The sequence below is a fragment of the Streptomyces sp. NBC_00414 genome (genome assembly GCF_036038375.1).
GTDB lineage: Bacteria > Actinomycetota > Actinomycetes > Streptomycetales > Streptomycetaceae > Streptomyces.
The window spans coordinates 1,369,481-1,395,534 of sequence record NZ_CP107935.1 but is presented as its reverse complement, the minus strand read 5'-3'; the positions used below and the strand labels follow the sequence as shown (position 1 = coordinate 1,395,534).

Here is a 26,054-nt window from a genome sequence, read left to right as displayed (position 1 = left end):
GCGCGCCCAGCACGTAATCGCCCTCGGCGACGGGCTGTTGCGGCTGCGGGTACTCGTTCTGCTGGTACTGGTTCTGCTGGTACTCGTTCTGCGGGTACGCGGACGTCATCTCATCGCTCCCTGACCAGCTCGGCGTACGCGCCGCCCGCCGCCACCAGGGCGTCGTGACGCCCGCGTTCCACGATCGTGCCGTGCTGGAGCACCACGATCTCGTCGCTGTCGCGCACGGTGCTGAGCCGGTGCGCGATGACCACGCAGGCACAGCCGCGCTTGCGCAGGTTGTCCATCACCAACTGCTCGGTCTCCGCGTCCAGCGCGCTCGTCACCTCGTCGAGCACCAGGATGCTCGGCCTGCGCACCAACGCCCGCGCGATCTCAAGGCGTTGGCGCTGACCGCCGGAGAAGTTGCGGCCGTCCTGCTCGACCCGGCTCTGGAGGCCGCCCGGGCGGCGCATCACCACGTCGTACAGCGCCGCGTCCCGCAGCGCGGCGACCACCGCCTCGTCCGGGACCGACGGGTCCCACAGGGCGATGTTGTCGCGGACCGTGCCCTCGAAGAGGAACACGTCCTGGTCGACGAAGGACACCGAGGACGCGAGCGCGCCCCGCGGAATGTCATCGAGCCACTGCCCGTCGATACGGATCACGCCCTCCCAGGGCGCGTACAGGCCCGAGATCAGCCTGGACACCGTGGACTTGCCGCTGCCGGAACCGCCGACGAGGGCCACCTGCTGCCCCGGCCCGACCGACAGCGAGAACCCGGACAGCAGCGGCTTGTCCAGCGGGCTGTAGCCGAAGGTGATGTTCTCCAGCTCGACATGCCCCTGCAGCCTGCGGGTGCTGTCGCTCGCGCCGCGCCGCGAGTAGAGCGGGTCCGCGGCGAAGTTCTCCACGTCCTTCAGCCGGGCCACGTCGGCCGCGAAGTCCTGGATACGGCCGGCGACACCGTTGAGGCGGGTGATCGGCGCGGTGAAGCGGGTCACCAGCGCCTGGAACGCGACGAGCAGACCGACTGATATGTGCCCCTCCACGGCCCGCATACCGCCGATCCACAGGATCAGGGCGCTGTTGAGCGTCGCCAGGGTCGGTGCCACGACACCCAGCCAGGCGCTCGGCACCCCGAGGCGCTGCTGCTCCTCCAGCGTGGTGGCGTGCTGCCCCGCCCACTTGCGGAAGTAGGCGTCCTCGCCGCCGGTCGCCTTCATCGTCTCGATCAACTGCAGGCCGGTGTACGCCGTGTTGGTCAGCCGCGCGTTGTCGGCGCGCAGCTTCGCCGTACGGGTCGCGCGCAGCCGGATCACCACCCGCATCGCCACCACGTTGAGCAGGGCTACCCCGATGCCCACAGCTGTGAGCTGCGGATCGTAGGTGTAGAGCAGCACGGCGTAGAGGACCACGACGACCGCGTCCACGCCCGCCGCCGCGAGGTCCCGGGCCAGCGTCTCGGCCACCGCGTCGTTGGACTGCAGCCGCTGCACCAGGTCGGCAGGGCTGCGCTGGGAGAAGAAGGTGACCGGCAGACGCAGCAGGTGCCGGAGGAACTTGGCGCTGCTGAGCGTCGAGGAGATGAGCCGGCCGCGCAGCAGGTTCGCCTGCTGCAGCCAGGTCAGCACCACCGTCAGCAGCACACTCGCGCCCATGGAGGCGAACAGCACCCCGAGCAGCGAGGTCTGCCCGCCGATCAGGAACATGTCGATGTAGGTGCGGCTGAGCGCGGGCACGGCCGCGCCGACCGCCACCAGCAGCAGGCTGGCCAGCACGGCCGCGGGCATGGTGCCCGAGGTGCCGCGCAGCCGGGCCGGCATGGCGCCCATGACACCCGGCTTGCGGCCGCCCTTCTCGAAGTCCGGACCCGGTTCCAGGACGAGCACGACGCCGGTGAAGCTGGTGTCGAAGTCCTCCATGGGGACGAAACGACGGCCCTTGCCGGGGTCGTTGATGTGCACCCCGCGCCGGCCGAGGCGGCGCCCCGTCCCGTCGAAGACGACGTAGTGGTTGAACTCCCAGAACAGGATCGCCGGGGCGTGCACCTCGGCGAGCGCCGCCGTGTCCATCTGCATGCCCTTGGCCGTCAGGCCGTAACTGCGGGCCGCCTTCAGCAGGTTGCTGGCCCGCGAGCCGTCGCGCGAGACACCGCAGGCGATACGCAGTTCCTCCAGCGGGACGTGCCGCCCGTGGTGACCGAGGACCATCGCGAGGGAGGCGGCGCCGCACTCCACGGCTTCCATCTGCAGGACGGTGGGCGTACGGACCCGTCCGCCCCGGCCCTTGGGGACCTTGCGCTCGGGCGGCGCGGCGCGGCGGCGGCCCCGTACGGGCGGCGGCAGTTCGGTTCCCGTGGTGTGCGTGGGGGACGAGGTGTCCTGGGGTGCGGTCACGGCAGCAGCCAATCGATCGGGCGCTGGTCGTCCAGGCGGATCGAGCCGGAGGCCATGACCATGGAGTCGAGCCGGAACGGCGGTCCCTCGACGGACGACCACTTGTAGCCGGACTTCGTGCCGGACGACCGGTCGAGCCGGACGAGGACGGCCACCGGCCTGCCCTTCTCGGTGAACTGCTCGGCCAGCCGGCTGTCACCGAGGAAGGCGGCGATCTGCTGGGACGACTGCGCCGTCCGGTCCACCGACTTCACATGGCCGCGCAGCACCCCGTACTCCTGGGTGGGCACGGACTGGACGGTCAGGTCGACGGCGGCGTCCGTGGGGATCGCGGCGGCGTTCTCGGCGGGCACGTAGACGGTCGCGTAGAGCGGGTCGTCGGTGTCGGCGACCTTCTCGACGGCGGCGACGTTCGCGCCGGTGCTGATGATCGCGCCGATCGTCGCGGCGAGCCCGGAGACCCGGCCGGCGGCGACGCTGCGTACGACCGTCTCGCCCTTCGCCGTACGGACCTTGAGCACGGGGGCGTTCGCCTTGATCCGGCGGCCCTGCTCGGTGAGGACCGCGGTGACCTGGCCGGAGACGGGGCTCTGCAGGAGGTAACTGCCCTGCCCGTGCGTGAGGACCGCGGGCGCGCTCACCGTGGACGTCACGGAGCCGGTCACGGCCCAGACCGACGCGGCCGCCATGACGACGACCGTCACGGACAGCACGAGCCAGCCCTGGGGGCGGGCGAACCGCACCGGCAGGTCGAGCTCCTCCGGTGACTGCAGTTTGGCGAGGGCCTGTTGGCGGAACTGCACGGGACTTCCCTCACCTGCGAGGAACTGGCTGACACGGAACCCGTGAGTCCCGGAACCGGGGAATGGTTCCGGGACTCACGGCACGCTAGGCGATCACAGAAGTGATCAGAGACCGGCGACCAGGCCGGTGACCGGGGCGGTGTTCAGGCCGGTCACGCCCTCGACGGTGCCCACGGCGGTGTCGACCAGGCCGGAGACCGGGGCGATGCCGTTCACGGCACCGGTGACGGTGCTGAGGGCGTTCAGCGCGAGGCCGCCCGAGACGTTGTCGAGGTCGGCGTCGGAGATCTCGGCGGTCTGGACCTGGGGGGTGGAGTTCATGATGAACTTCCCTTCCTATTGATATTCACAAGGGGGGAGCGGCCCCCTCTGGGGACAGATGGTCGGCCGCGACCACGAGCGCCCGGATCCCGTTACCGGAATCCGATGAGCGGCCCCCGCGGTGCAATGGATCAAAGCACGCCGCCGTGTCGCGTATCCAATCAACGGGCCATGTGATCTGGGCATTTGAGAGCCGCATCGGTTCAACCGTGCAGGCCTGCGCACCGCGCGGTGGCGACTTCTTCACATGCCCCCGGGGTCATTCACATCTCGGCAACACGCGGTGGAACCTGAATCGGGCACACCTCGCCAATGACGCGGCACGCGACGATCCGTTGTGCGGATTCGTCGCGTGCCGTGACTCGGGTGCGTATTCGATGTGCAGATTTCCTGAAGCCGGGATTCCGCTACGACAGGTGAACGATCTGTCACCGCGCGGTGGCGGAGTGCGAGCGGACGGCCGTCATCCGAGCTTCTTGAGGAGCTCGGCCGCGAGGGGCGCGGAGGAGGCGGGGTTCTGGCCGGTGACGAGGTTGCGGTCGACGACCACGTACGGGGCCCACGGCTCGCCCTCCTGGAAGTCGGCGCCGATCTCCACCAGGCGGTCCTGGAGCAGCCACTTGGCCTTGTCGGCGAACCCCGCCTGGGTCTCCTCGATGTTGGTGAACCCGGTCAGCCGGTAGCCGGCGAAGGCGTTGCCGCCGTCCTCCCTGGTGGCGGCCAGCAGCGCGGACGGAGCGTGGCAGACGACCCCGAGCGGTTTGCCGGACTCCAGGGCGCGGACGAGGAGCCGGCCCGAGTCGGCGTCGACCGCGAGATCCTCCATGGGCCCGTGCCCGCCCGGGTAGTAGACGGCCGTGTACGCGTCGAGGTCCACGTCCGTCAGCGGGATCGGACGGTGCAGCTCGTCGAACGAGGCGAGGGCGGCGGCGACCTTGTCGGCGCCCTCCTGTCCGCCGTTGAGCTCCGGGGCGAGGCTTCCCTTGTCCAGGGTCGGCGTGACGCCGCCCGGGGTGGCCACGACGATCTCGTGCCCCGCGGCCTTGAAGGCCTCGTACGGGGCGACGGCCTCTTCCGCCCAGAATCCGGTCGGGTGCTTCGTGCCGTCCGCGAGAGTCCAGGAATCGGCACCTGTCACTACGAAAAGAATCTTCGACATGTCTCGAAGGTAGGCCGACGGGACACGGAGTTCCAATGGGGATCAATGGGGAAATCCACCGGGGGTGTCGGATTTCCCGTGGCATCACGGAAACAGGCACTGATGGGTCAATGCGGTCCGAGAGCCATGTGGCCGTATTCCGGTCGCTTTCGCCCGACGCGATCTCTTGGGCTTTTTTCGGTTTTTCCCGCGTTCTCGCGGTCGTCTTCTCGCGGCCGTAGTGATGTCCGCGGAAGCCGTGGGCCTGCCGGATTTCGTGACGACCGCCCCGATCCGGTCCCGGGTCCGCGAGCGACCCGTGCCGTCGGCGTCGCGACCACCGTCACCGTGTCGGCCGCAGCCATCAGGACCCGACCTGACAGCGAGCCACCCGCACGGGCCGGTCGTCCGATCCGCATCGGCGGTGGTCAGCGTCGTGCGGCCGTCGCTCCCCGCCGTCCAGGGCCGTACCCGCGCCGTGGCCGATTCGTGCTTTCGCAAAGGAAGTTGAGAAAGAACGTTGAACACCCCAGGCGCCGCTTGCGTATCAACAGCCATCCAGGCGCCCGCAGTCAGCCGCCAGTCGGCGGCTCGGACCCCCCAGTCCCCAGGAGGTCATGAAGTTGAGTCACAAGCGGATACCCAAGCGCAAGGCCGTCATAGCCGCAGGCGGTGTGGTCGCGCTCGGCGCGGCGGCACTCATCCTGCCCAACGCCATGGCGTCCCAGACCGACGCGACGGAAGGTGCCGCCCCCAGAACGCTGAAGGCCGCGGACGCGTCTGACCTCGCCTCTCAACTGGCCGAACTGCTCGGTGAAGACTATGCCGGTGGGTACTACGACTCCGGCAAGCAGCAGCTCATCATCAACGTCGTGGGCGACAACAACAACATCATCCTGGCGGAGAAGAAGGGCGCGGTCGTCCGGCAGGTCGAGAACAGCACCGCCGAACTCAAGACGGCGTCGCAGACGCTGAAGGCCGACGCGACCATCCCCGGCACCTCCTGGGCCGTCGACCCCCGGACGAACAAGATCCAGGTCACCGCCGACAGCACCGTCACAGGTGCGAAGTGGGACCAGCTGGAGTCGACCGTCCAGACCCTCGGCGCGGGCGTCGCGACCATCAAGAAGTCCGCCGGTGAGTTCAAGACCTTCGTCGAGGGCGGCGACGCCATCTTCGGCGGTGGCGCGCGCTGCTCGCTCGGGTTCAACGTCGTCGCCGACGACGGCAGCCCCGCCTTCCTGACCGCGGGCCACTGCGGTGTCGCCGCCGCCGAGTGGTCGGACGCGCAGGACGGCGCCCCGATCGGCACGGTCGAGACCGCCACCTTCCCCGGCGCCGGTGACTTCGCCCTGGTCAAGTACGACGACCCGGCGACCGTGGCGCCCAGCACGGTGAACACCGGCGAGCAGACCGTCGAGATCACGGCCGCCGCGGACGCCGCGGTCGGCGAGACGGTCATCCGGATGGGCAGCACCACCGGTCTCAACGACGGTGAGGTCACGGGCCTCGACGCCACCGTGAACTACCCGGAGGGCACGGTCACCGGCCTCATCCAGACCAACGTCTGTGCCGAGCCCGGCGACAGCGGCGGCTCGCTGTTCACCGCGGAGGGCAGCGCGATCGGCCTGACCTCGGGCGGCAGCGGCGACTGCACCGTCGGTGGCGAGACCTTCTTCCAGCCGGTGACCACCGCGCTGACCGCGGTGGGCGCGACGCTCGGCGCGGGCGACGCGGCAGGCGAGGAAGCGGGCGCGGGCGAGGAAGCGGGCGCCGGTGAAGAGGCCGGTGCGGGCGAAGAGGCCGGAGCCGGTGAGGAAGCGGGTGCCGGTGAGGAAGCCGGTGCCGGCGGGGACGCGGTCGGCGGCGAAGCCGTCGGTGGCGAGGAGCAGGCCGGCGACGCCGGTGACCAGGCGGGTGACGCCGCGGGTGATGGTGCGGGTCACGACCAGTGATCCGACCTTGATCCCGTAGCGGAGCCGTTCGGAGCGGCCCGGTCCTCCGGCGGGAGGATCGGGCCGCTCCGTGTGTGTACGGGGCCATGGGGGCACGGGCGGTCGTCGGGTCGGTGCGTCGGGTGCGGGCCGGTGGGGGTGGGCCGCGCGGTTCCCCGCGCCCCTCAGGGGGCCGGGCGGGCGCGGAGCAGCAGCAGGGCCACGTCGTCCGTTCGCTGGTCCGCCGTTCCGCTGTGACGTACGAGGCTGTCGGCGACCTCGTCCAGGGGGCGGTCGCCGATCTCGGCGAGGAGTTCCGCGAGCCCGGCCAGCGCGTCCTCGATGTCGACGCCGCGGGACTCGATCAGCCCGTCGGTGTAGAGGGCGAGCAGCGAGCCGGGCGGCAGCGCCACGTCGGTCGTCGGATAGACGGCGTCCGGGTCGATGCCCAGCAGCGGCCCGCCGGCCAGGTCGAGCACCCGCACCTTGCCGTCCGGCCTCCTCAGCAGCGGCGGCGGGTGCCCCGCGCGGGCCATCACCAGTTGCCCGTGCGCCGGGTCCAGCCGCAGATATACACAGCTCGCGAAGAGTTCGGTGCCCAGGTCGATCAGCAGCCGGTTGGTGCTCCTCATGACCTCCCCGGGCGGCTGGCCGACGGTCGTGTACGCGCGCACGGCGGTACGGAGCTGTCCCATCAGGCCCGCCGCGGTGACGTTGTGCCCCTGCACGTCCCCGATCACGGCCGCGGCCTCGGCCCGCGCGCCGGTCGGGACCAGGTCGTAGAAGTCCCCGCCGATCTCCATCCCCTGGGTGGCGGGCAGATAGCGGGCGGCCGCCTCGATACCGGGCAGCGACGGCAGCGAGTGGGGCAGCAGCGCGGCCTGCAGCCCGTGGGCCAGCCGGTGCTTCGCGTCGTACAGGCGGGCCCGGTCCAGCGCCTGCGCGACGAGCCCGCTGAGGCTGGTCAGCACGGCACGCTCGTCGGCCGGGAAGGGATGCGGTTCGGCGTACGCGAGAACACAGGTGCCGACCGGCCGCCCGGACGCGATGAGCGGCAGATACGCCCAGGCCGCCATGTCGCCGGCCGGCCGCTGCTCCGGATAGACGTGGGCCAGCTCCCGGCGGGAGGCGAAGAAGGCCGGCACCCCGCTCACCAGGGCGTGCGTACCGGGTGAGGGGTCGCTGAGCGGCATCCCGTCGAACCGCTCCAGCTCCCGCGGGTCCGGATAGCCGCGCTGTCCCAGGACATGCAGCCGGCCGGCCTCGGAGCCCAGCATCACCAGTCCCTGGCTGCCGACGGCGGGGGCGATCTCGTCGGCGACCAGCTGGACCACGTCCTGCACACCCACCGCCTGCGTGAGCGCCCCGGCCAGGCTCAGCACCTGCGAGATGGAGACGAGGCGGGTGCCGGTCTCCCCGTGCTGGAAGGCCGCGCGGCCCTCCCGCGCCACGGCCCGCGCCCGGGTGATGCGCACACTCAGCCCGTTCGTACTGGGATAGAGGCGGAACGACAGCCAGTCGGAGGGCGGCCGCAGCGCCACGAACGACGTCACCTGCTGGCTGAGCAGCGCGGCACGGTAGCGGTCCTCGTAGACCGGGTCGTTCAGCCAGGGCACCGACGCCCACAGCTGGGTGCCCAGCAGCGCGCTCACCGGCAGCCCCAGCAGTTCGGCCGACGCCGCGTTGGCGAAGGTGATCCGCCCCTGCAGATCCAGCGCGCACAGCCCGTACGGCAGCCGCGCCACCATCCGCGCGGCCTCCACCGTGCCGAGTGTCCCCGCCACGCTCGCGATCGGCGCCGGGGAGAGCAGATCGGGCTCGGGCCGGACCTGCTGGCCCCTCTCGTGGGCGCGCTCCAGCCGCGTCGCGAGCCGGTCGCAGGCGGCCGTGAGATGGTCCCGCTCCCAGTCGGACAGTTCCGCGGGATGCGCGCCCGGCCAGGTCACGAAGACCGCCCCGTAGGTGGCACGGTCGGTCGCCACCGGCAGCGCGGCCAGCGCGAACGGGTACGGCAGGACCACCGAGATCCGCGGATAGGACCGGGCCATGTCCTGCTCGCCGCCCACCCACACGAGCCGCCGGTGCCGCGCCGCCTCCGCCACCGGGATCGGCGCGCTGAGCCCCACCCGCTCCCAGGGGGCCGCGAACGCCCTCGGCAGCCCGGCCATCACCGCCATCTCCAGCACCGGCTCGCCGGGGGCCAGCAGATACACCGCGCCCGAGTGCGCGTGCACGTCGTCCATGAGGGCGGCCAGGGTCAGCGAGAGCAGCGGTCGGCCGACCGGCGCCGGTGCGGCCCGGGACGGATGCCCGGACGCCTGCCAGTGGGACACGCCGACCACCTCATCCCTCGGACACGCGAAGGAGCCCAGAGGTCAAGGCTGCCTCGCGGGCGCGGTTCCCGCACGGCGAGGGTGCCCGGACAGCCCGCAGCGCGGGAACCGCCCCCTGGGCGGTCACGGAGGCGGACCCCGCTCCCGCCTCCGGCAGGCGTCCCCGACCGTCCGTTCCGCGCGCCGCTCGGGGCACCGTTCCGGGCTCTGTTCTACGCAGCGTGACCCCTGTCGGCGGTATCCCCGGCAGGCGCTGAGAACTCTCCGTGACACCGTCCACGGGCCCACGGGGACGGCCCCGTACCCGCCCGGCCGGGACGCCGCCCCACTTCGTGACGTTCACAGGGGCTGCGCCCACGTCCCGGAAGCGCTCTAATGACGGACGTGGTCAGTGAGGGCGATGCGGGACGCGGCACGAGAACGGTGCGTGCCGAACTTGCCCTCAAGGCGCTCCACACCGACCTGGGCTCACCCGAACGGCTGCGGAGCGTGCTCGAACAGGCACTCGTCTACGGCGGCGCGACCCTCGCTCTCGTGTACGCGCCGGGGGACCGCGGTGACCAACTGTGCCTGATCGAGTCCGCGGGCGTCCCCCGGGCCCTGTACGGCGTCCGCGACAGCTACCCGCTCTCGGGCGGCTCGCCCGCGGCCGACGCCTACCGCGCCGCGCGGCCCCTGTGGCTCGGCCCCGCGGAGCTCGCCCTGCTCCCCGGCGCCCGGCCCGCGCCCGCGGGCGACTTCTGGCTGGCCGCACTGCCGCTGCCCCCCGACCCGCGGGGCGGGGGCTGTCTGGTGGCCGTGAGCGAGAACCCGGGCGGCTTCGACACCGAGGACCGCAAGTGCCTGGAGCTGTTCGCCGAGGCGGTCTCCTTCCCGCCGCCCCCGTCCGGGACCGGCGAGTCCGAGGTGCTGCCCAGCAGCTCGTTCAGCCTGGCCATGGACTCGGGCCGGGTCGAGGTCGACGACGAGATGCTGGAGCTGTTCGGACTCGACCCCGACGAGTTCGACGGCAAGGTCGAGACCCTGCTGAGCATGACCGTGCCGGAGGACCTGCCCACCCTGATGTCCGTGGTGGAGGCCGACCACATGTCCATCGGCGAACGGGAGCTGGAGTTCCGCATCCTCCAGCCCTCCGGCGACCAGCGGTGGCTCAGGATGCGCGCCCGGCTGCTGCCCGCGGCCGACGGACGTCCGTCCCGGCTCGTGGGCACCGTCGCCGACGCCTCCAAGCTGCGCTCCGGCGGCAACGAGGTGGCCCGGGTCCAGCGTCTCGCCGCCGCCCTCGCCACCGCGGGCACCGTCCGCGACGTAGGCCAGGCCGTCGTCACCGCCCTGCGCCGCCCCCTGAAGGCCGACCGCATCGCCCTGGCCGAGCTGGAGGGCGACCGCCTCGTCGTCACCGTCCTGGACCCGCCGGAGCCGGAGGCCTGGCCCGAGGTGTGGCGCACCGAGTGGCGCTCGGAGTGGCCCGACGCCCCCGTGCGCTCCATGCCGACCCTGGAGGCCGCCCTGCGCGAGGGCCGCGCGGCGATCTGGCCCGCGGGCACCCCGCTGGAGCCCGCCCTCGCCGACGTCGGACCCGGCGGCCTCGCCATCCTGCCGCTGCCGGCCGGTGGCCGGATGGCGGGCGCCTGCCTCATCGGCTGGGACACCCCGCACGACTTCGGCCCCGACGAGCGCGCCCTGCTCACCGCCTCCGCGGGCCTCGCCGGACAGGCCCTGATGCGCGCCCATTCCTTCGACGCCGAACACGAACTCGTGGGCATGCTGCAGCGCACCCTCCTCCCGCGCAGGCTGCCGCCCCTGCCCGGCGCCGAGGCCGTCGCCCGCTATCTGCCCACCACGGCGGGCCTTGAGGTCGGCGGCGACTGGTACGACGTCATCCCGCTGCCCGACAACCACGTCGCCCTCGTCATCGGCGACGTCCAGGGACACAACGCCCAGGCCGCCACCCTGATGGGCCAGATGCGTACCGCCCTGCGCGCGTACGCCGTCGAGGGCCATCCCCCGGACGTGGTCGTCTCGCACGCCAACCGGCTGCTCATGGGCATGGAGACCGACCTGTTCGCCACCTGCTCCTACGTCGACGTGGACATGGCGGAGGGCACGGCCTGGTGCGTACGGGCCGGGCATCTGCCGCCGGTCCTTCGGCACCCGGACGGCACGACCGAGATCGTCGTCACGGAGGGCGGACCGCCCCTCGGTGTCATCACCCAGGCCGACTTCCCGATGAGCCCGCTGCCGCTCCAGCCCGGCACCCTCATCGCCCTCACCACGGACGGCCTGGTCGAGTCCGCCGAACTCGAACTGGACGACGGCCTGGACCGGCTGGCCGGGCAGCTGGCCGCCGCCGACCCCGCCCACCTCGGACTCGTCGCGGACGCCCTGCTCGCGGACGCCAACCGCGGCGACGACGTGGCCCTGCTCCTCATGCGCTACGACGGCCTCGACCTGCGACCGCTGCGGGAGAGCTGGACGGTGTGGCGCGTCCCCGAGGCGGTCCGGCACGCCCGGCGCTTCACCCGGCGTTCCCTGCGTGCCTGGGGCGTCAGGGACGAGCCCGACGCGATCCTCCTGGTGGTCTCCGAACTTGTCACCAACGCCCTCGTGCACACCGAGGGCCAGGTCCGTCTCGACCTCACCCTCATCAACAACCGCATGCGCGTCGCCGTCGTCGACTCCTCACCGCGTTCGCCGATCAAGCCCACGAGCATCGGGTGGGAGGCCACCGGCGGGCGCGGCATACTGCTCGTCGAGGCCCTCTCCGCGACCTGGGGAACCGTTCCGGTCAGCGGTGGCAAACAGGTCTGGGCCGAACTCCCCCTGATCGAGCCCGTCGGGGACTGAGCGAAGAGACCGGGCGGCGAAGAGACCCGGCGATGAGACCGAGCGAGGAGACTCACCTCTATGCGCCTCCTGCTCATGTCCGACACCCACCTCCCCAAGCGCGCCAGGGAACTGCCCGCGCGACTCCTCGCCGAACTCCCGCGCGCCGACGTCGTGATCCACGCCGGTGACTGGGTGGACACCGCGACCCTCGACCTCCTCGAAAGCCGCTCGCGCCGGTTCATCGGCGTGTACGGCAACAACGACGGCCCCGAGCTGCGGGCCCGCCTCCCCGAGATCGCCCGCGCCGAACTCGACGGCCTGCGCCTCGGGGTCGTCCACGAGACCGGCGGCGCCCAGGGCCGCGAACGCCGGTGCGCGGAGCGCTTCCCCGACCTCGACGTACTGGTCTTCGGCCACAGCCACATCCCCTGGGACACCACGGCCGCCACCGGACTGCGGCTGCTCAACCCGGGCTCGCCCACCGACCGCCGACGCCGGCCGCACTGCACGTACATGACCGCGACGGTGAAGGACGGCGGGCTCGACGACGTCCGACTGCACCGCCTGCCGCCGCGCACCTAGAACCTGGCAGGAGCCGTCACGGCCGGCGAGGGTGGATCTCCCCGTCCGTCGCCGCCAGCGGGGCGCCGCTGCCGCCCCAGCGCAGCGCGACGATCTCCGCGGCGACGGACACCGCGACCTCCTCGGGCGTACGCGCCCCGAGGTCGAGGCCGACCGGCGAGCGCAGCCGGGCCAGTTCGGCCTCGTCGAGCCCGCCGTCCCGCAGCCGTTTCATCCGGTCGTCGTGCGTACGCCTGCTGCCCATCGCCCCGATGTACGCGGCCGGGCGGCGCAGCGCCTCCTCCAGGAGCGGCACGTCGAACTTGGGGTCGTGGGTGAGGACGCAGATCACCGTGCGCTCGTCGGTGTCCGTCCCCTGAAGGAAGCGGTGCGGCCACTCGACGACGACCTCGACGTCGCGCGGGAAGCGCTTCGGGGTGGCGAAGACGGGCCGCGCGTCGCACACCGTGACCCGGTAGCCGAGGAACGCGCCGATGCGGGCCACCGCCGCCGCGTAGTCGATCGCCCCGAAGACCAGCATGCGCGGCGGGGGAGCGAAGGAGTGCAGGAAGACCGTCACCGCGTCCTCGCGCCGTTCCCCGTGCGGTCCGTAGTGCCGACGGCCGGTGGCACCCAGGGCGAGTTCGCCCCGCGCGTCGGCGGTCACGGCCACGTCCAGGCCTGTCGTGCCGAGCGTGCCGGACACCTCGTCCGCCCAGACGGCGAGGGTCGCGCCGCGCTCCGCCGGGCCGTCGAGCACCGTCGCCACGGTCACCGGGCGGCCCGCGGCCACCGACTCCGCGACCGCCCCGAAGGACGGATCGAGGGCGGCCGTCACGGGCCGTACGAGGAGGGTGATCTCCCCGCCGCAGGTCAGGCCCACGGCGAACGCGTCCTCGTCGCTGTACCCGAAGGTCTCAAGCCGGGCCTCGCCCGACCCGACGACCTCCTGGGCCAGCTCGAAGACCGCGCCCTCGACACAGCCGCCCGAGACACTGCCCACGACCTCGTCATCGGGCCCGACGGCCATGGAGGCGCCGGGGTCCCGGGGCGCGCTCCGGCTGACGGCGACGACGGTGGCGAGTCCGAAGGGGGAGCCCTCCGCGTACCACCGGCCGAGCGCCGGGAGGATCTCACGCATCGTCCGCTCCTCTCACCACCGCGGCCAGACGTTCCAGCGCGGCCAGACTGTGGCCCTCGACGAACGCGTCAACGCTCGGCAGTGCCGCCGCCATACCGGCGGCCAGGGGCGCGTAACCCGGGCGGGCCTTGCGCGGATTGGCCCAGATCACCCGGTGCGCCAGCCGGTGCAAGCGTCGCATCTGGGCGGCGAGGGGTTCCGGATCGCCACGCTCCCAGCCGTCGGAGAGCACGACGACCACCGCGCCGCGTGCCATGCCGCGCTGCCCCCACCGGTCGAGGAAGGCACGCAGCAGCTCACCCAGCCGGGTGCCGCCGCGCCAGTCGGGCACGGCGGCGGCGACCGCCGCCAGCGCGGTGTCGGGATCGCGGTGCGCCAGCTCACGGGTCACTCTCGTCAGCCGCGTACCGATGGTGAACACCTCCGTGCGCACCCGGCCGCCGTGTGCGGCGGTGTGCGCGAACCGCAGCAGCGCGTCCGCGTACGCCGCCATCGAACCGCTCACGTCCACCAGCAGCACCACCCGCCGTGGCCGCTCGGCCCGGGCCCTGCGCAGCGGCGGCGCGGGCTCCCCGCCCCGCCGCAGCACCTCCCGCACGGTGCGCCGGGGATCGACGACCCCGCGCCTGGCCGGCCGCAGTCGCGCGGTCCGCCGGGGCTCGCCGCGCAGCGCGAACACGGCCAGCAGCCGCCGCAGTTGACCCCGCTCCGCCTCGGTGAGCCCCGCGAAGTCCCGGTGCCGCAGCACCTCGGCCGAACTCGCGAGCACCGCCGCGGGCACGGCGTCCCGCTCGCCCCCGCCCCCGGTGCGGGGCGCGGACCCCGCGTCCCGGACGGCCACCCGCAGCCGGGTGGCGGGAGCGCCGCGCACCGCCCTGCCCCCGGGCTCCGCGCCCCCGAAGTACGCGGCGAACACCCGGTCGTAACGCTCCAGATCGTCCCGGCTCCCGCACAGGGTGAGCCGCCCCGCCCAGTACACGTCGGACCGCACCCCGGGCCGCAGCACATCGAGGGCGCGGATCAGGGCCTGTACGCGGTCGGGTCCCGCGTCGACCCCGGCGGCGCGCAGGGCACGGGCGAAACCGACCAGCACGGCGGGCGCGTCCACACCTGCCACGGCGGGCGTGTCGGCCGCTCCTCGCGAACGCATGCCCCGCGCGCTCATGCCCCGCGCACCGAGAGCACCGCCGTCAGGTCGAGTCCACGGGCCCGCTCCAGATCCTCCCGGTACTTCAGCACCGACCCCAGCGTGGCCACCGCCAGCTCCGCGTCGACCTCGGTGGCGCCCAGCGCGGCCATCGCCTCCGCCCAGTCGATGGTCTCCGCGACCCCCGGGGGCTTCACCAGATCCTGCGCCCGCAGCGCCTGCGCCAGGGCGGTCACCTGCTCGGCGAGACGTGCCGAGGCACCCGGCAACCGCCGTCTTACGATGGCGAGTTCGCGCGCGAAGCCGGGGTGGTCGAACCAGTGGTAGAGACAGCGCCGCTTCAGCGCGTCGTGCACCTCACGGGTCCGGTTGGAGGTGAGCACCACGACGGGCGGCGACTCGGCGCGCAGGGTGCCGAGTTCGGGGATCGTCACCGTGTACTCGGACAGCAGCTCAAGGAGGAAGGCCTCGAACTCGTCGTCGGCTCGGTCGATCTCGTCGACGAGCAGGACGCACGACCGGGTCTCCAACGCCCGCAACAGCGGCCGGGCGACCAGGAACCGCCGCCCGTACAGCTCGTCCTCCAGCCGGTCCGCGTCGGTGACACCGGCCGCCTCGGCCGCCCGCAGATGCAGCAGCTGGCGCGGGAAGTCCCAGTCGTACAAAGCCTGCGAGGCGTCGATGCCCTCGTAGCACTGGAGGCGGATCAGCGGAGTGTCGAGCGCGGTGGCGAGGGCCGACGCGAGCGCGGTCTTCCCCACGCCCGCGTCGCCCTCGCAGAAGATCGGCCGGCGCAGCCGCAGGGCCAGGAAACAGGCGACCGCCAACCCGTCGTCGACGAGATACCCGCTCTGTTCGAGCCGGTCCCGCACGTCGTCGGGCCCGGTGGGCCAGGCGGGCCCGCCGCCGGCCGAATAGTCCTGCGTCCCGGCCGGCGTGCCGGTCCCGTCCTCGGGTGCGATCGGCCTCACCCCATCCCCGCGGCGGTCAGCACCGAGCGCCGTGTGAGCACCCGTGCCAGATGCGCCCGGTACTCGGCGGAGGCCGCGGGATCGGAGGCCGGCCGCGTCCCGTCCGCCGCCGACTGCGCGGCCCGGGCCACCCCGTCCGCGCCCACGCCCGCCAACGCCTCCTCGGTCGCGGTGGCCCGCAGGGGAGTGGACCCCATGTTGGTGAGTCCGATCCGTGCCTCCGCGATGTGCCCGTCCTCGCGCCGCACGAGCGCCGCGACCCCGACCATGGCCCAGGCCTGCGCCACCCGGCTGAACTTCTCGTAGTGGAAGCCCCATCCGTCGGACTCGTCGGTCTTCGGGACCCGCACCGCCACCAGCAACTCGTCGGGACGCAGCGCGGTCTGGAGGAAGTCGACGAAGAACTCCCGGGCGGGGACGACCCGTTGGCCTTCCGGACCCGCCGTGACCAGTTCCGCGTCCAGCGCGAGCGCCACCGCGGGCAGGTCGCCGCCCGGATCGGCGTGGGCGAGCGAGCCGCCGAGGGTGCCCCGATGGCGTATGGCGGGGTCGGCGACCGTCGCCGCCGCCGCGGCCAGGAGGCCCGCGTGACGGCGTACCAGCGGGTCGGCGATGACGTCGTGGTGGGTGGTCAGCGCGCCGATGACCAGCGTGCCGTCCTCCTCGCGGACCCCGCGCAGTCCGGGGATCCGGCCCACGTCGACGACCAGCTCGGGGAAGGCGAGCCGTAGCCGCAGGAGCGGCAGCAGGCTCTGTCCGCCGGCGAGGACCTTCGCGTCCTCGCCCGCGTCGGCGAGCGTGCGTACGGCGTCTTCGACGCTCGTGGGCCGCGTGTACTCGAATGCCGGAGGAATCATGACCGCCCCTCCCCGGGTCGCCGCGCCTGCGCGGACTGCAGGGCCTGCCAGATCCGGCCCGGTGAGCAGGGCATCTCCACGTCGTGGACGCCCAGCGGTCGCAGCGCGTCCACGATCGCGTTGACGACGGCGGGTGTCGAGGCGATCGTCCCCGCCTCCCCGACTCCCTTGACCCCCAGGGCGTTCGAGGTGGCGGGCGTCTCCGTGCGGCCGGTCGTGAACTCGGGGAGGTCCGGCGCTCCGGGCACCAGGTAGTCGGCCATGGTGCCGGACACCAGGTTGCCCTCGTCGTCGTACACGGCCTCCTCGTACAGTGCCTGTGCGATGCCCTGGGCCAGCCCGCCGTGCACCTGGCCCTCGACGATCACCGGGTTGACGACCCGGCCGACGTCGTCCACGCAGACGTACGAACGGATCGAGGTCCGGCCGGTCTCCGTGTCGATCTCGACCGCGCACAGATGGGTGCCGTGCGGGTAGGAGAAGTTCTCCGGGTCGACGAGGTGCTCGGCGTTGATGGTCGGTTCCATGCCGTCGGGCAGGTCGTGCGAGGAGAACGTCTCGAAGGCGACCTCCTGGATCGTCCTGCGTGCCTCGGGCGACCCCTTCACCGAGAACACGCCGTCCGTGAAGTCGAGGTCGCGTTCGTCGGCCTCCAGCAGATGGGCGGCCACCTTCCGCGCCTTGTCGACCACCTTCTCGGCCGCGTGATGCACGGCAGCGCCTCCGACGACCAGCGACCGGGACCCGTACGTGTCCATGCCCTGCGGCGCCGACCTGGTGTCGCCGTGCACGACCTCCACGTCCTCGAAGGGCACCCCGAGCACGTCGGCGGCGATCTGGCTCCAGCAGGTCTCGTGCCCCTGCCCGTGCGGACTGGTCCCGGTGACCACCTCGACCTTGCCGGTGGGCAGCATCCGGATGCTCGCCGCCTCCCAGCCGCCGGCCGCGTACCGCAGATCCCGCAGCACCCGGCTCGGCGCGAGCCCGCACATCTCGGTGTACGTGGACACGCCGATGCCCAGCCGCACCAGGTCACCGCTCTCGTTGCGCTTGGCCTGCTCGGCCCGCAGCTCGTCGTACCCGAAGAGGGCGAGGGCCTTGTCGGTGGCGGCCTCGTAGTTGCCGCTGTCGTAGGTCAGACCGGAGATCGACGTGTACGGGAACTCCTCGTGCCCGATCCAGTTCCGGCGCCGCAACTCCACCGGATCCAGACCCACTTCGACGGCCAGCTCGTCCATGATCCGCTCGATGGCGTACGTGGCCTCCGGGCGCCCGGCACCCCGGTACGCGTCCGTCGGCGTCCGCGTCGTGAACACACCCGTGCAGGTGAACCGGTACGCGTCCATCTTGTAGATCGCCGGATACATGAAGGCACCGAGGATCGGGATGCCCGGCGTGACGAGCATCAGATACGCGCCCATGTCGGCGAGCAGGTCGACCTTCAGGCCGAGCAGCCTGCCCTCGCTGGTCGCGGCGACCTCGATGTCCTGGATCTGCCCGCGCCCGTGGTGGGTGGCGAGGTAGCCCTCGGTGCGGGACTCGGTCCACTTGACCGGCCGGCCCAGCCGCCGCGCGATGTCGAGGGCGATGACCTCCTCGCCGTACACCTGGAGTTTGGAGCCGAAGCCGCCGCCGACGTCGGGGGCGATCACGCGCAGCTTGTGCTCGGGGATACCGGTGACCATGGACAGCATCACGCGCAGGACGTGCGGGATCTGGGTCGCCGAGTGGACGGTGTACTCGCCGGACGCGGCGAGCGGGGTGACGACGACCGAGCGCGGCTCCATGGCGTTGGGGATGAGCCGCTGCTGGAGATAGCGGCGGTGCAGGACGACGTCGGCGCGCTGCCGGGCCGACTCGTAGCTCTCGCCGGTGGCCAGCGGCCAGACATAGCTCCGGTTCGTTCCCTTGTCCGCGTGGACCAGCGGGGAGCCTTCCGCGAGCGCGGCCTCCAGGTCGAGCACCGGGGGCAGCGGCTCGTAGTCGACCTCGATCGCTTCGAGCGCGTCGGCGGCCGTGTACCGGTCGCGGGCCACGACGACCGCCACCGGGTCGCCCGCGTACCTGACCTCGTCGACCGCGATCGCCGGATGGTCGGGCAGCACGATGTCCTCGGTCACCGGCCACGCGCACGGCAGCGACGCCGTGCCTCCGGCGAGGTCGCGGCCGGTGAACGCGGCGACGACACCGGGCCGTTCGAGAGCGGGGGAGACGTCGACCCGCTCCACGCGGGCGTGGGCCATCGGGCTGCGCAGGATCGCCAGGTGCAGCAGGCCGGTGACCCCGATGTTGTCGGTCCAGTTGGTCTGTCCGGTGACGAGCCGGGCGTCCTCCTTGCGGGGACGGGACCTGCCGACCTCGCGCCCGCCGGTCCGCTCTCCCGTCCGCGCCTGCGTGGACTCGCTCATGTCGCCACCTCCTCGGTGGAGGGTTCGGCGGCCTCCGCGGCGGCTCCGGAGGCGGCGAGCACCGCGCGCACGATGTTCTGGTAGCCGGTGCACCGGCAGAGGTTGCCCTCCAGGGCGTGGCGCACCTCGTCGGCGCTCGGCCGCGGGTTCTCCTTGAGGAGGTCGCGCGCGGCCATGATCATCCCGGGGGTGCAGTATCCGCACTGCAGGGCGTGCCGCTCGTGGAACGCCTTCTGGAGGGGGTGCCACTCCCCGTTCGCCGCGAGCCCCTGGACGGTGGTCACTTCGCTCCCGTCTGCCTGGACGGCGAGCACCGAGCAGCTCTTGGCGGTCACTCCGTCCAGGTCGACCGTGCAGGCCCCGCAGTTGGAGGTGTCGCAGCCGACGGGCGTGCCGGTCAGGCCCAGCCGGTCACGCAGGTAGTGGACCAGCAGAAGACGGGGTTCGACCTCGTCCTCGTACTTCGTGCCGTCCACCGTCACCGAGATTCGGGTCATGTGCCCTCCCAGGGAACCGTGCGAGGGTGCGTGGGAAATCAGCCACCGGACGTGATGGGCGTCACTCTAGGACCGTGTTCCTGGAGGGGCGAGTGCCGTGACAGGCCTTTGTTGAGCGTTAATCCGTTGCGGCCGGGTGCGGGCGCCTGCTGCACTGCGGGGGATCAGCCGCAAGGCACTGTCGTCGTCCGGGACCAAGGAGCAGCAATGCGCGCATCGTTCATGTCCGCCCAGGAAGGAATCCCCCTCACTCCAAAGGACATGACACGCGGTGCACGCACTGAACCTGGGCATTCTGGCCCACGTCGACGCCGGTAAGACCAGCCTGACCGAGCGGCTGCTGCACACCGTCGGGATCATCGACGAGATCGGCAGCGTCGACGACGGCAGCACACAGACCGACTCCCTCGCGCTGGAACGACAGCGCGGTATCACCATCAAGTCGGCCGTCGTCTCCTTCGAGATCGACGACGTCACGGTCGATCTCATCGACACCCCCGGCCACCCGGACTTCATCGCCGAGGTGGAGCGGGTACTGGGCGTGCTCGACGGCGCGGTGCTCGTGGTCTCGGCCGTGGAGGGCGTCCAGGCGCAGACCCGCGTCCTCATGCGGACACTGCGACGGCTGCGCATCCCGACCCTGATCTTCGTCAACAAGATCGACCGCCGTGGCGCCGACACGGACCGCGTGCTGCGGAGCGTCTCCGAACGGCTCACTCCGGCGATCGTGCCGATGGCCCTGGTCGACGGCCTGGGTACGCGCGACGCCCGGACGATCCCGCACACGGGGTCCGGCTCCGGCGCGACCGGCATGCTCGACGTCCTCTCGGCGCACGACGACGAACTCCTCGCCTCGTACGTGGCGGACGGCACGGTCCCCTTCGGCCGACTCGGCGCGGCGCTCGCAGAACAGACCGGGCGGGCGCGGGTCCATCCGGTGTTCTTCGGCTCCGCCATGACGGGCGCGGGCGTGGACGCCCTGATCTCCGGCATCAGGGAACTGCTGCCGGCCGCCGGAGGCCGGGCCGACGGCCCGGTGTCCGGAACCGTCTTCAAGGTCGAGCGGGGGCCCGCGGGGGAGAAGATCGCGTACGTGCGGATGTTCTCGGGGACCGTGCGGGTCCGTGACGCGCTGACGTTCGGCGACGGTGGCGGCGATTTCACAGGCGGTGGTGGAGGCGGTGGCGGTGTCCGCCGACAGGGAAAGGTCACCGGGATCAGCGTCTTCGAGCGGGGCGCGGCCAGGCGGGAGACGTCCGTGTCCGCCGGGCGGATCGGCACCCTCCGGGGACTCGCCGGCATCCGGATCGGCGACACCATCGGGGTGCCGGGTGAGCGGTCCGGCGAGCGGACGGGGGAGCCGGTCGGGTCGGCGGGGTCGGTGGGGCCCGCGGAGCCGGCGGGGCGGCACTACTTCTCCCCGCCCACGCTCGAAACGGTCGTCGTCCCGTGCCGGCCCGCCGACAAGGGCGCCCTGCACACCGCCCTCACCCAACTCGCCGAGCAGGACCCGCTGATCGACCTGCGCCATGACGAGACCCGGCAGGAGATCTCCGTGTCCCTCTACGGCGAGGTGCAGAAGGAGGTCGTCCAGGCGACCCTGGCCGACGAGTTCGGCCTCGACGTGGGCTTCCGCGAGACGACGACGATCTGCGTGGAGCGTCCGGTCGGCAGCGGGGAGGCGGTCGAGTGCAACGGCGAGGACGCCAACCCGTTCCTCGCCACGGTCGGACTGCGCGTCGACCCGGCGCCGGTCGGCTTAGGCGTCAAGTTCCGGCTGGAGGTCGAGCTGGGCGGGATGCCGTACGCCTTCTTCAAGGCCGTCGAGGACACCGTGAAGGCGGTGCTGGGCCAGGGGATCCACGGCTGGCAGGTCACCGACTGCACGGTCACGATGACGCGGTCCGGCTACTCGCCCCGGCAGAGCCACGCGCACCAGGGCTTCGACAAGAGCATGTCGAGCACCGGCGCGGACTTCCGCGGCCTCACCCCGCTCGTCCTCATGGACGCCCTGCGCCGGGCCGGCACCCAGGTGTACGAGCCGATGCACCGCATCCGACTCGAAGCCCCCGCGGACACGCTGGGCGCGCTCCTGCCGGTCCTCGCCGGGCTGCGGGCCGTGCCGCGGGTGACGGAGACCCGGGGCGGGACGTGCGTGCTGGAGTGGTCGGTCCCCGCGGCGCACGTTCACGCACTGGAGCGGCAGCTGCCGGGGCTGACCCGCGGCGAGGGTGAACTGGAGGCCGCCTTCGACCACTACGCGCCGGTCGGCCGCGGTCCGGTCCCGGAGCGGCCGCGCACCGATCACAACCCGCTCAACCGCAAGGAGTACCTGCTCAACGTGGCCCGGCGGGTCTGAACGCGACTTGGCTCGTTACCAGACGATTTCCACAACAACCTTTCAAGAAAGGTGACTTACTCTCAAGTCAGGAGGCTTGACGGGCCAAAGACGCGCACGGGACTGTTGTGAACATGTCGAAGTTGCGTGCGCATCTGCTCGGCGTCCTCGTCCTCCTGACCGGTCTGCTGACGACCGCGGGAGCCCAGCCCGCCACCGCCCTCCCCGACGACCTGTGGTTCGACCCGGCAGCCGCCGCGACCCTCACGGTCCAGAACGGCCGCTTCACCGACGGTCTCGGCCGCGAGGTCGTGCTGCGCGGCTACAACGTCTCCGGCGAGACCAAGCTGGCGGAGAACCACGGCCTGCCGTTCGCCTCGGTCGCCGACGCCAGGAAGTCGGCGACCGCGCTGCGCGCCCTCGGCGGCGGCAACTCGGTGCGCTTCCTGCTCTCGTGGGCGTACGCCGAACCGGTGCGCGGCCAGGTCGACACCGCGTACCTGGCCGCGGCCACGGCCCAGATGAGTGCCTTCCTGGACGCCGGGATCAAGATCTACCCCGACTTCCACCAGGACCTCTACTCGCGCCACCTCTTCGACCCCGACAGCTGGTACACGGGCGACGGCGCCCCCAAGTGGGCCGTCGACACGGGCGACTACCCGGACGAGTACTGCGGCATCTGCCCCTTCTGGGGTCAGAACATCACCTCGAACGCGGCCGTCACGGAGGCGACGTACGACTTCTGGCACAACGCGTACGGCCTCCAGGACGCGTTCCTCACCACCGCGCAGACCACCATGGCCTACGTCGAACAGCACCTGAGCGACGCCCAGTTCGCGGGCGTCGTCGGCTTCGACCCGTACAACGAGCCGCACGCGGGCATCTACGACTCGGGTCAGACGAGCCGGGCGTGGGAGAAGGACGTGCTCTGGCCGTTCTACGTGAAGTTCCGGGCGCGGATGGACGCGGCGGGCTGGCAGGGCAAGCCCGCCTTCGTGGAGCCGAACCTCTTCTGGAACGCCAACATCGACTTCCAGAAGCAGGAGGGCGGCCTCCTCGACTCGGGCACCCTCGGCCCGCGCTATGTCTTCAACACCCACTTCTACGACCAGAAGGCCATCTCGGGCGTCTTCATGTGGGGCAAGGCGGAGAACGGCCAGTACGTGGGCGACTTCGGCACCGTGCGCGACCGGGCCGCCGCCACCGGCACGGCGGCGGTCGTCAGCGAGTTCGGCCACCCCCTCGCCGGAACCGTCTCCGACAAGGCGCCCACCGTCCTCAAGGCGATGTACCAGGCCCTCGACTCCCGTGTGAAGGGCGGCAGTTGGTGGACCACTCCCACCCAGTCGGGTCCCGTCCTGTCCGGCTCGCAGTGGCAGTGGGACATCTACAACGGCCGGCACCACGAGCTGATGAACGGCAACCCCGACAAGGTGCTCACCACCGGTGACGCCTGGAACGACGAGGACCTCTCCGCCGTACGCCTCGACGACTCCGGGACGGCCGTGCTGCGCCAGGACGCCAGGCTCCTCGACCGGGTCTACCCGAGCGCCACGGCGGGCAGAACGGTCGCCTTCACCTACGAGGACCGCTCACGGGACGGCTCCACCACCCTGACCTGGAATCCGGTCCCCAGCTCACTGCCACGGGTGGCGGAACTGGTCGGCTCCGGCCAGTACGCGCTCCAGGTGTGGCGCTCGGACGGCAGCGCCGAGCCCACCGAACTGCACCTGCCGGCGTCCTTCCCGACCGCCTCCACGACGGTCGTCTCGGACCTCGGGGTGACGGCCTCGCCGCCCGCGTACACCAGGACCACACCGATCGCGGCAGCACGCGAACCGGGCGGCACGGGCAGCCGCAGGCTCCTGCTGACCGCCGCGGACACGGGCACCCTGCACTACGCCCTGGTCACCAACGGCGCGAGCGCCCCGTCGGCGGCGCTGCTGAACGCCGCCCGGACCGAGCTGGCGAACTGGGTCGCCACGGCGATGGGTTGACGGCCGAGTTCCGCTTGAGGTCTCCAACGGCTGTGCCCCGGACGGACATTGACAGCGAGGCCACCCCCGGATAGGAGAGGGCTTACGGCCTCATCAGGGCCGGTTTCCTCTGGATCCTCCGTATCCGGCAAAGAGGGGTTCGTCCCCTGAAGGGGGTGCCTGATGCGTCATACGCTCAGCCCTGTACGACCAGCGCACGACTGCTCCGCCGCCTGCCCCGTACCGCTGTCGCCGCAGGCTCTCGCGCAGCTCTACGCCCGCTATCTCGAACTGCGCAAGGAACGCCGCCTGCCCAAGAACACGACCTTCGAGGAGTACTACTCCGTATGGCGCGCGGGCCGAAGGGGCGAGAACCTCGTCGGTCTCGACGACGGGGCGATCGACTCCGGGCCCAGCACCGACAAGCAGCTGATCACCCGCCCCGCCGCGCAACTCCGGGGCACGGTACGGACGCTGGTGCTGCTCGTCGACTTCCCCGACCAGCCGCACGAGGCCGACCACGGTCCCGGCCACTACGACAGCATGCTCTTCGGTCTGGAGGAGTTCCCGAGCGGCAGCATGCGTTCCTTCTACCGCCAGGTCAGTGGCTTCGACACCTCGCCCACCACCGGCATAGACATCCAGGGGGCGGTGCACGGCTGGTTCCGGATGCCGCAGCCGCTGTCCTTCTATGCCGACGGCAACTCGGGCATGAACTCCAACTTCCCCCGCAACACGCAGGGGTTGGCGCGTGACGCCGTACTCGCGGCCCGTGCCGCCGGGGTCGACTTCACCTCCTTCGACGCACTCGACGAGGGCGCCGTCACCGCCCTGTTCGTCATCCATGCCGGGCGCGGCGCCGAGCAGACGACCCAGCGCGGCGACCTGTGGAGCCTCAAGTGGACGATCCCCGGCGGTGTCGAGGTCGCGCCGGGCCTGTCGGTCCGCACGTTCCTGACCGTGCCCGAGGACTGCGCCGTCGGGGTCTGCGCCCATGAGTGGGGCCACCTCGCGGCGCGCTGGGCCGACTACTACGACACCGGACAGCAGCAGCTGACCCGGTCGGCCGGGCTCGGCAACTACTGCCTCATGGCGGGCGGTTCATGGGGCAACGGCGGGCTGACGCCGGTGTTCCCGACGGCCATGCTGCGGATGTTCCACGGCTGGATCGAGCCCCAGGTGGTCAACAAGACGACCCGTGACATCAGGCTGCGGCCCGCCGCGGAGGACGGGAGCGCCGTGTTCGTCCAGAACCCCGAGACGATGACCGACAGTCAGTACATCCTCGTCGAGTACCGCCGTCGGCGTGGACAGGACGCCTTCCTGCCCGACGAGGGGATCGCCGTGTACGTCGTCGACGAGTCGATCGACAACGTCAACGACGAGCAGAACCTCGCGATAGAACTCCTCCAGGCCGACGGCCGGGGGGACCTTTCGCGGATGTTCGGGCGGGGGAACCGGGGTGACAGCGACGACCTGTACCCGTTCAAGGACCGGAACACGGTGGGCGAGAAGACGTCGCCTGCCCTGAACTTGCCCGACGGCACGTGGACGGGGGTCACTGTCGAGACGGTGGGGACGGCGGGGGCGGACGAGATGACGGTCCACATCACTGTGGCGTGACGCATCTGAACGCCACGCCCGACAACCGGCCTCCGGCCGACCAGGGGGGCCGGTGGGGGCCGTCCGCGCAGTTTCCCGCGTCCCTGGAGGGGTGGGCCGGGGGCCTGTTCGTTCCGTGGCGGCCGACCACCGGGCGGGGGCCGTTCGCGCAGTTCCCCGCGCCCCCGAAGGGGCGGGGGTGTCCGTGCTTTGAGGGTGCGGGTCCGATGGGGGCGTTCGCGCAGTTCCTCGCGCCCCTGGAGGGCGCACCTCGGCCGTCCCCTTTTCAGGGGCGCGGGGAACGGCGCAGTCTTTTAGGGGTGCGAGGAACTGCGCGGCTTTGAGAGGCGGCGAGGGGCTGCGCGGCTTTTTGGGGGGCGCGGGGAACGGCGCAATCTTGCAGGGGCGCGGGGAACTGCGCGGCCAACCCCCACCGGGCCGCAGGTGACCAACGACGGGAGGGCGGGACCGAAATCACCGGGCAACCGGGAAAAGAAGAACCGCAGCAAAGAACACCGTGGCCGCGCCGACCAGAAACCCCCACACCAGCCGCCGCCGCAACCCCCGATAAACCTCCTCGTACTCACCCCGCAACTGAACCCCCCGCCGCTCCGTCCGCTCCCAAGAGGCCCGCGCCAACCCCACGTACACCCCCACGAACCTCTCCTCCACCTCCGCCCGCTGCCCCTCGGTGAGCCACCCGAACTGCCGAGTGAACCGCGCGGCCTCAAGCCGCCCGTCACCAAGCGTGGCCTCGATCAGAAGATGCCCCTCCACCTCATTGATCAGCGCACCCGCATCGACCGGCCGGCCATCCATC

The 26,054-nt window shown here is 71.9% G+C and carries 18 protein-coding genes; 6 read left to right on the top strand and 12 right to left on the bottom strand.

The window, feature by feature from the left end; translation table 11 throughout:
• Nucleotides 1-110 precede the first annotated feature (110 nt).
• The 4 genes from OHS59_RS06140 to OHS59_RS06125 all read right to left on the bottom strand — a co-directional run bounded on the left by OHS59_RS06140 (nucleotide 111) and on the right by OHS59_RS06125 (nucleotide 4,661).
• On the bottom strand, nucleotides 111-2,327 hold the full coding sequence (locus tag OHS59_RS06140; protein ID WP_328499073.1) for an NHLP family bacteriocin export ABC transporter peptidase/permease/ATPase subunit: 2,217 nt from the start codon (nucleotides 2,325-2,327) through the stop codon (nucleotides 111-113).
• A gap of 47 nt (nucleotides 2,328-2,374) precedes the next feature.
• Nucleotides 2,375-3,181: an HlyD family efflux transporter periplasmic adaptor subunit gene (locus tag OHS59_RS06135; RefSeq protein ID WP_328492376.1), complete on the bottom strand. Its 807-nt coding sequence runs from the start codon at nucleotides 3,179-3,181 to the stop codon at nucleotides 2,375-2,377.
• Between the two features lie 105 nt (nucleotides 3,182-3,286).
• Nucleotides 3,287-3,502: a type A2 lantipeptide gene (locus tag OHS59_RS06130; RefSeq protein WP_328492375.1), complete on the bottom strand. Its 216-nt coding sequence runs from the start codon at nucleotides 3,500-3,502 to the stop codon at nucleotides 3,287-3,289.
• Nucleotides 3,503-3,965: 463 nt separating this feature from the next.
• Nucleotides 3,966-4,661 carry a type 1 glutamine amidotransferase domain-containing protein gene (locus tag OHS59_RS06125; RefSeq protein WP_328492374.1) on the bottom strand — a complete coding sequence of 232 codons (696 nt, stop codon included), beginning with the start codon at nucleotides 4,659-4,661 and terminating at the stop codon, nucleotides 3,966-3,968.
• Nucleotides 4,662-5,263: 602 nt separating this feature from the next.
• On the opposite strand from OHS59_RS06125, the gene OHS59_RS06120 reads away from it, so the two are divergent.
• Nucleotides 5,264-6,595, top strand: coding sequence for a S1 family peptidase (locus tag OHS59_RS06120; protein WP_328499072.1), 1,332 nt, complete (start codon nucleotides 5,264-5,266; stop codon nucleotides 6,593-6,595).
• Nucleotides 6,596-6,759: 164 nt separating this feature from the next.
• On the opposite strand, the gene OHS59_RS06115 is transcribed toward OHS59_RS06120, so the two are convergent.
• Nucleotides 6,760-8,916 carry a SpoIIE family protein phosphatase gene (locus OHS59_RS06115; protein WP_328492373.1) on the bottom strand — a complete coding sequence of 719 codons (2,157 nt, stop codon included), beginning with the start codon at nucleotides 8,914-8,916 and terminating at the stop codon, nucleotides 6,760-6,762.
• A gap of 366 nt (nucleotides 8,917-9,282) precedes the next feature.
• Between OHS59_RS06115 and OHS59_RS06110 the strand changes: the two genes are divergently transcribed.
• Nucleotides 9,283-11,754: a SpoIIE family protein phosphatase gene (locus tag OHS59_RS06110; RefSeq protein WP_328492372.1), complete on the top strand. Its 2,472-nt coding sequence runs from the start codon at nucleotides 9,283-9,285 to the stop codon at nucleotides 11,752-11,754.
• Nucleotides 11,755-11,814: 60 nt separating this feature from the next.
• Complete coding sequence (locus tag OHS59_RS06105) at nucleotides 11,815-12,318, top strand: metallophosphoesterase family protein (RefSeq protein WP_328492371.1); 504 nt, start codon at nucleotides 11,815-11,817, stop codon at nucleotides 12,316-12,318.
• 16 nt (nucleotides 12,319-12,334) lie between these two features.
• On the opposite strand, the gene OHS59_RS06100 is transcribed toward OHS59_RS06105, so the two are convergent.
• Genes OHS59_RS06100 through OHS59_RS06075 form a run of 6 tightly spaced genes read right to left on the bottom strand, consistent with a single transcriptional unit; the run spans nucleotide 12,335 to nucleotide 19,318 of the window.
• A complete protein-coding gene (locus OHS59_RS06100) occupies nucleotides 12,335-13,438 on the bottom strand; it encodes an XdhC family protein (protein WP_328492370.1) in 1,104 nt (367 codons plus the stop codon).
• The gene (locus OHS59_RS06095) at nucleotides 13,431-14,588 is read right to left on the bottom strand and encodes a vWA domain-containing protein (RefSeq protein ID WP_328492369.1); all 1,158 of its coding nucleotides are present in this window, start codon (nucleotides 14,586-14,588) and stop codon (nucleotides 13,431-13,433) included. Before OHS59_RS06095 ends, OHS59_RS06100 begins: the two co-directional genes overlap by 8 nt.
• A gap of 11 nt (nucleotides 14,589-14,599) precedes the next feature.
• On the bottom strand, nucleotides 14,600-15,556 hold the full coding sequence (locus tag OHS59_RS06090) for an AAA family ATPase (RefSeq protein WP_443061388.1): 957 nt from the start codon (nucleotides 15,554-15,556) through the stop codon (nucleotides 14,600-14,602).
• A complete protein-coding gene (locus tag OHS59_RS06085) occupies nucleotides 15,553-16,413 on the bottom strand; it encodes an FAD binding domain-containing protein (protein WP_328492368.1) in 861 nt (286 codons plus the stop codon). Before OHS59_RS06085 ends, OHS59_RS06090 begins: the two co-directional genes overlap by 4 nt.
• A complete protein-coding gene (locus OHS59_RS06080) occupies nucleotides 16,410-18,821 on the bottom strand; it encodes a xanthine dehydrogenase family protein molybdopterin-binding subunit (protein WP_328492367.1) in 2,412 nt (803 codons plus the stop codon). The genes OHS59_RS06085 and OHS59_RS06080 overlap by 4 nt, the downstream gene beginning before the upstream one ends.
• Nucleotides 18,818-19,318, bottom strand: coding sequence for a (2Fe-2S)-binding protein (locus OHS59_RS06075; RefSeq protein WP_328492366.1), 501 nt, complete (start codon nucleotides 19,316-19,318; stop codon nucleotides 18,818-18,820). Before OHS59_RS06075 ends, OHS59_RS06080 begins: the two co-directional genes overlap by 4 nt.
• 271 nt (nucleotides 19,319-19,589) lie before the next feature.
• On the opposite strand from OHS59_RS06075, the gene OHS59_RS06070 reads away from it, so the two are divergent.
• The 3 genes from OHS59_RS06070 to OHS59_RS06060 all read left to right on the top strand — a co-directional run bounded on the left by OHS59_RS06070 (nucleotide 19,590) and on the right by OHS59_RS06060 (nucleotide 25,255).
• A complete protein-coding gene (locus OHS59_RS06070; RefSeq protein WP_328492365.1) occupies nucleotides 19,590-21,677 on the top strand; it encodes a translation factor GTPase family protein in 2,088 nt (695 codons plus the stop codon).
• A gap of 113 nt (nucleotides 21,678-21,790) precedes the next feature.
• Complete coding sequence (locus OHS59_RS06065; RefSeq protein WP_328492364.1) at nucleotides 21,791-23,653, top strand: endoglycosylceramidase; 1,863 nt, start codon at nucleotides 21,791-21,793, stop codon at nucleotides 23,651-23,653.
• 162 nt (nucleotides 23,654-23,815) lie between these two features.
• The gene (locus OHS59_RS06060) at nucleotides 23,816-25,255 is read left to right on the top strand and encodes a M6 family metalloprotease domain-containing protein (RefSeq protein ID WP_328492363.1); all 1,440 of its coding nucleotides are present in this window, start codon (nucleotides 23,816-23,818) and stop codon (nucleotides 25,253-25,255) included.
• Nucleotides 25,256-25,708: 453 nt separating this feature from the next.
• Here OHS59_RS06060 and OHS59_RS06055 read toward each other — a convergent pair whose 3' ends face one another.
• Nucleotides 25,709-26,053: a hypothetical protein gene (locus tag OHS59_RS06055; protein ID WP_328499070.1), complete on the bottom strand. Its 345-nt coding sequence runs from the start codon at nucleotides 26,051-26,053 to the stop codon at nucleotides 25,709-25,711.
• Nucleotide 26,054: the final 1 nt, after the last annotated feature.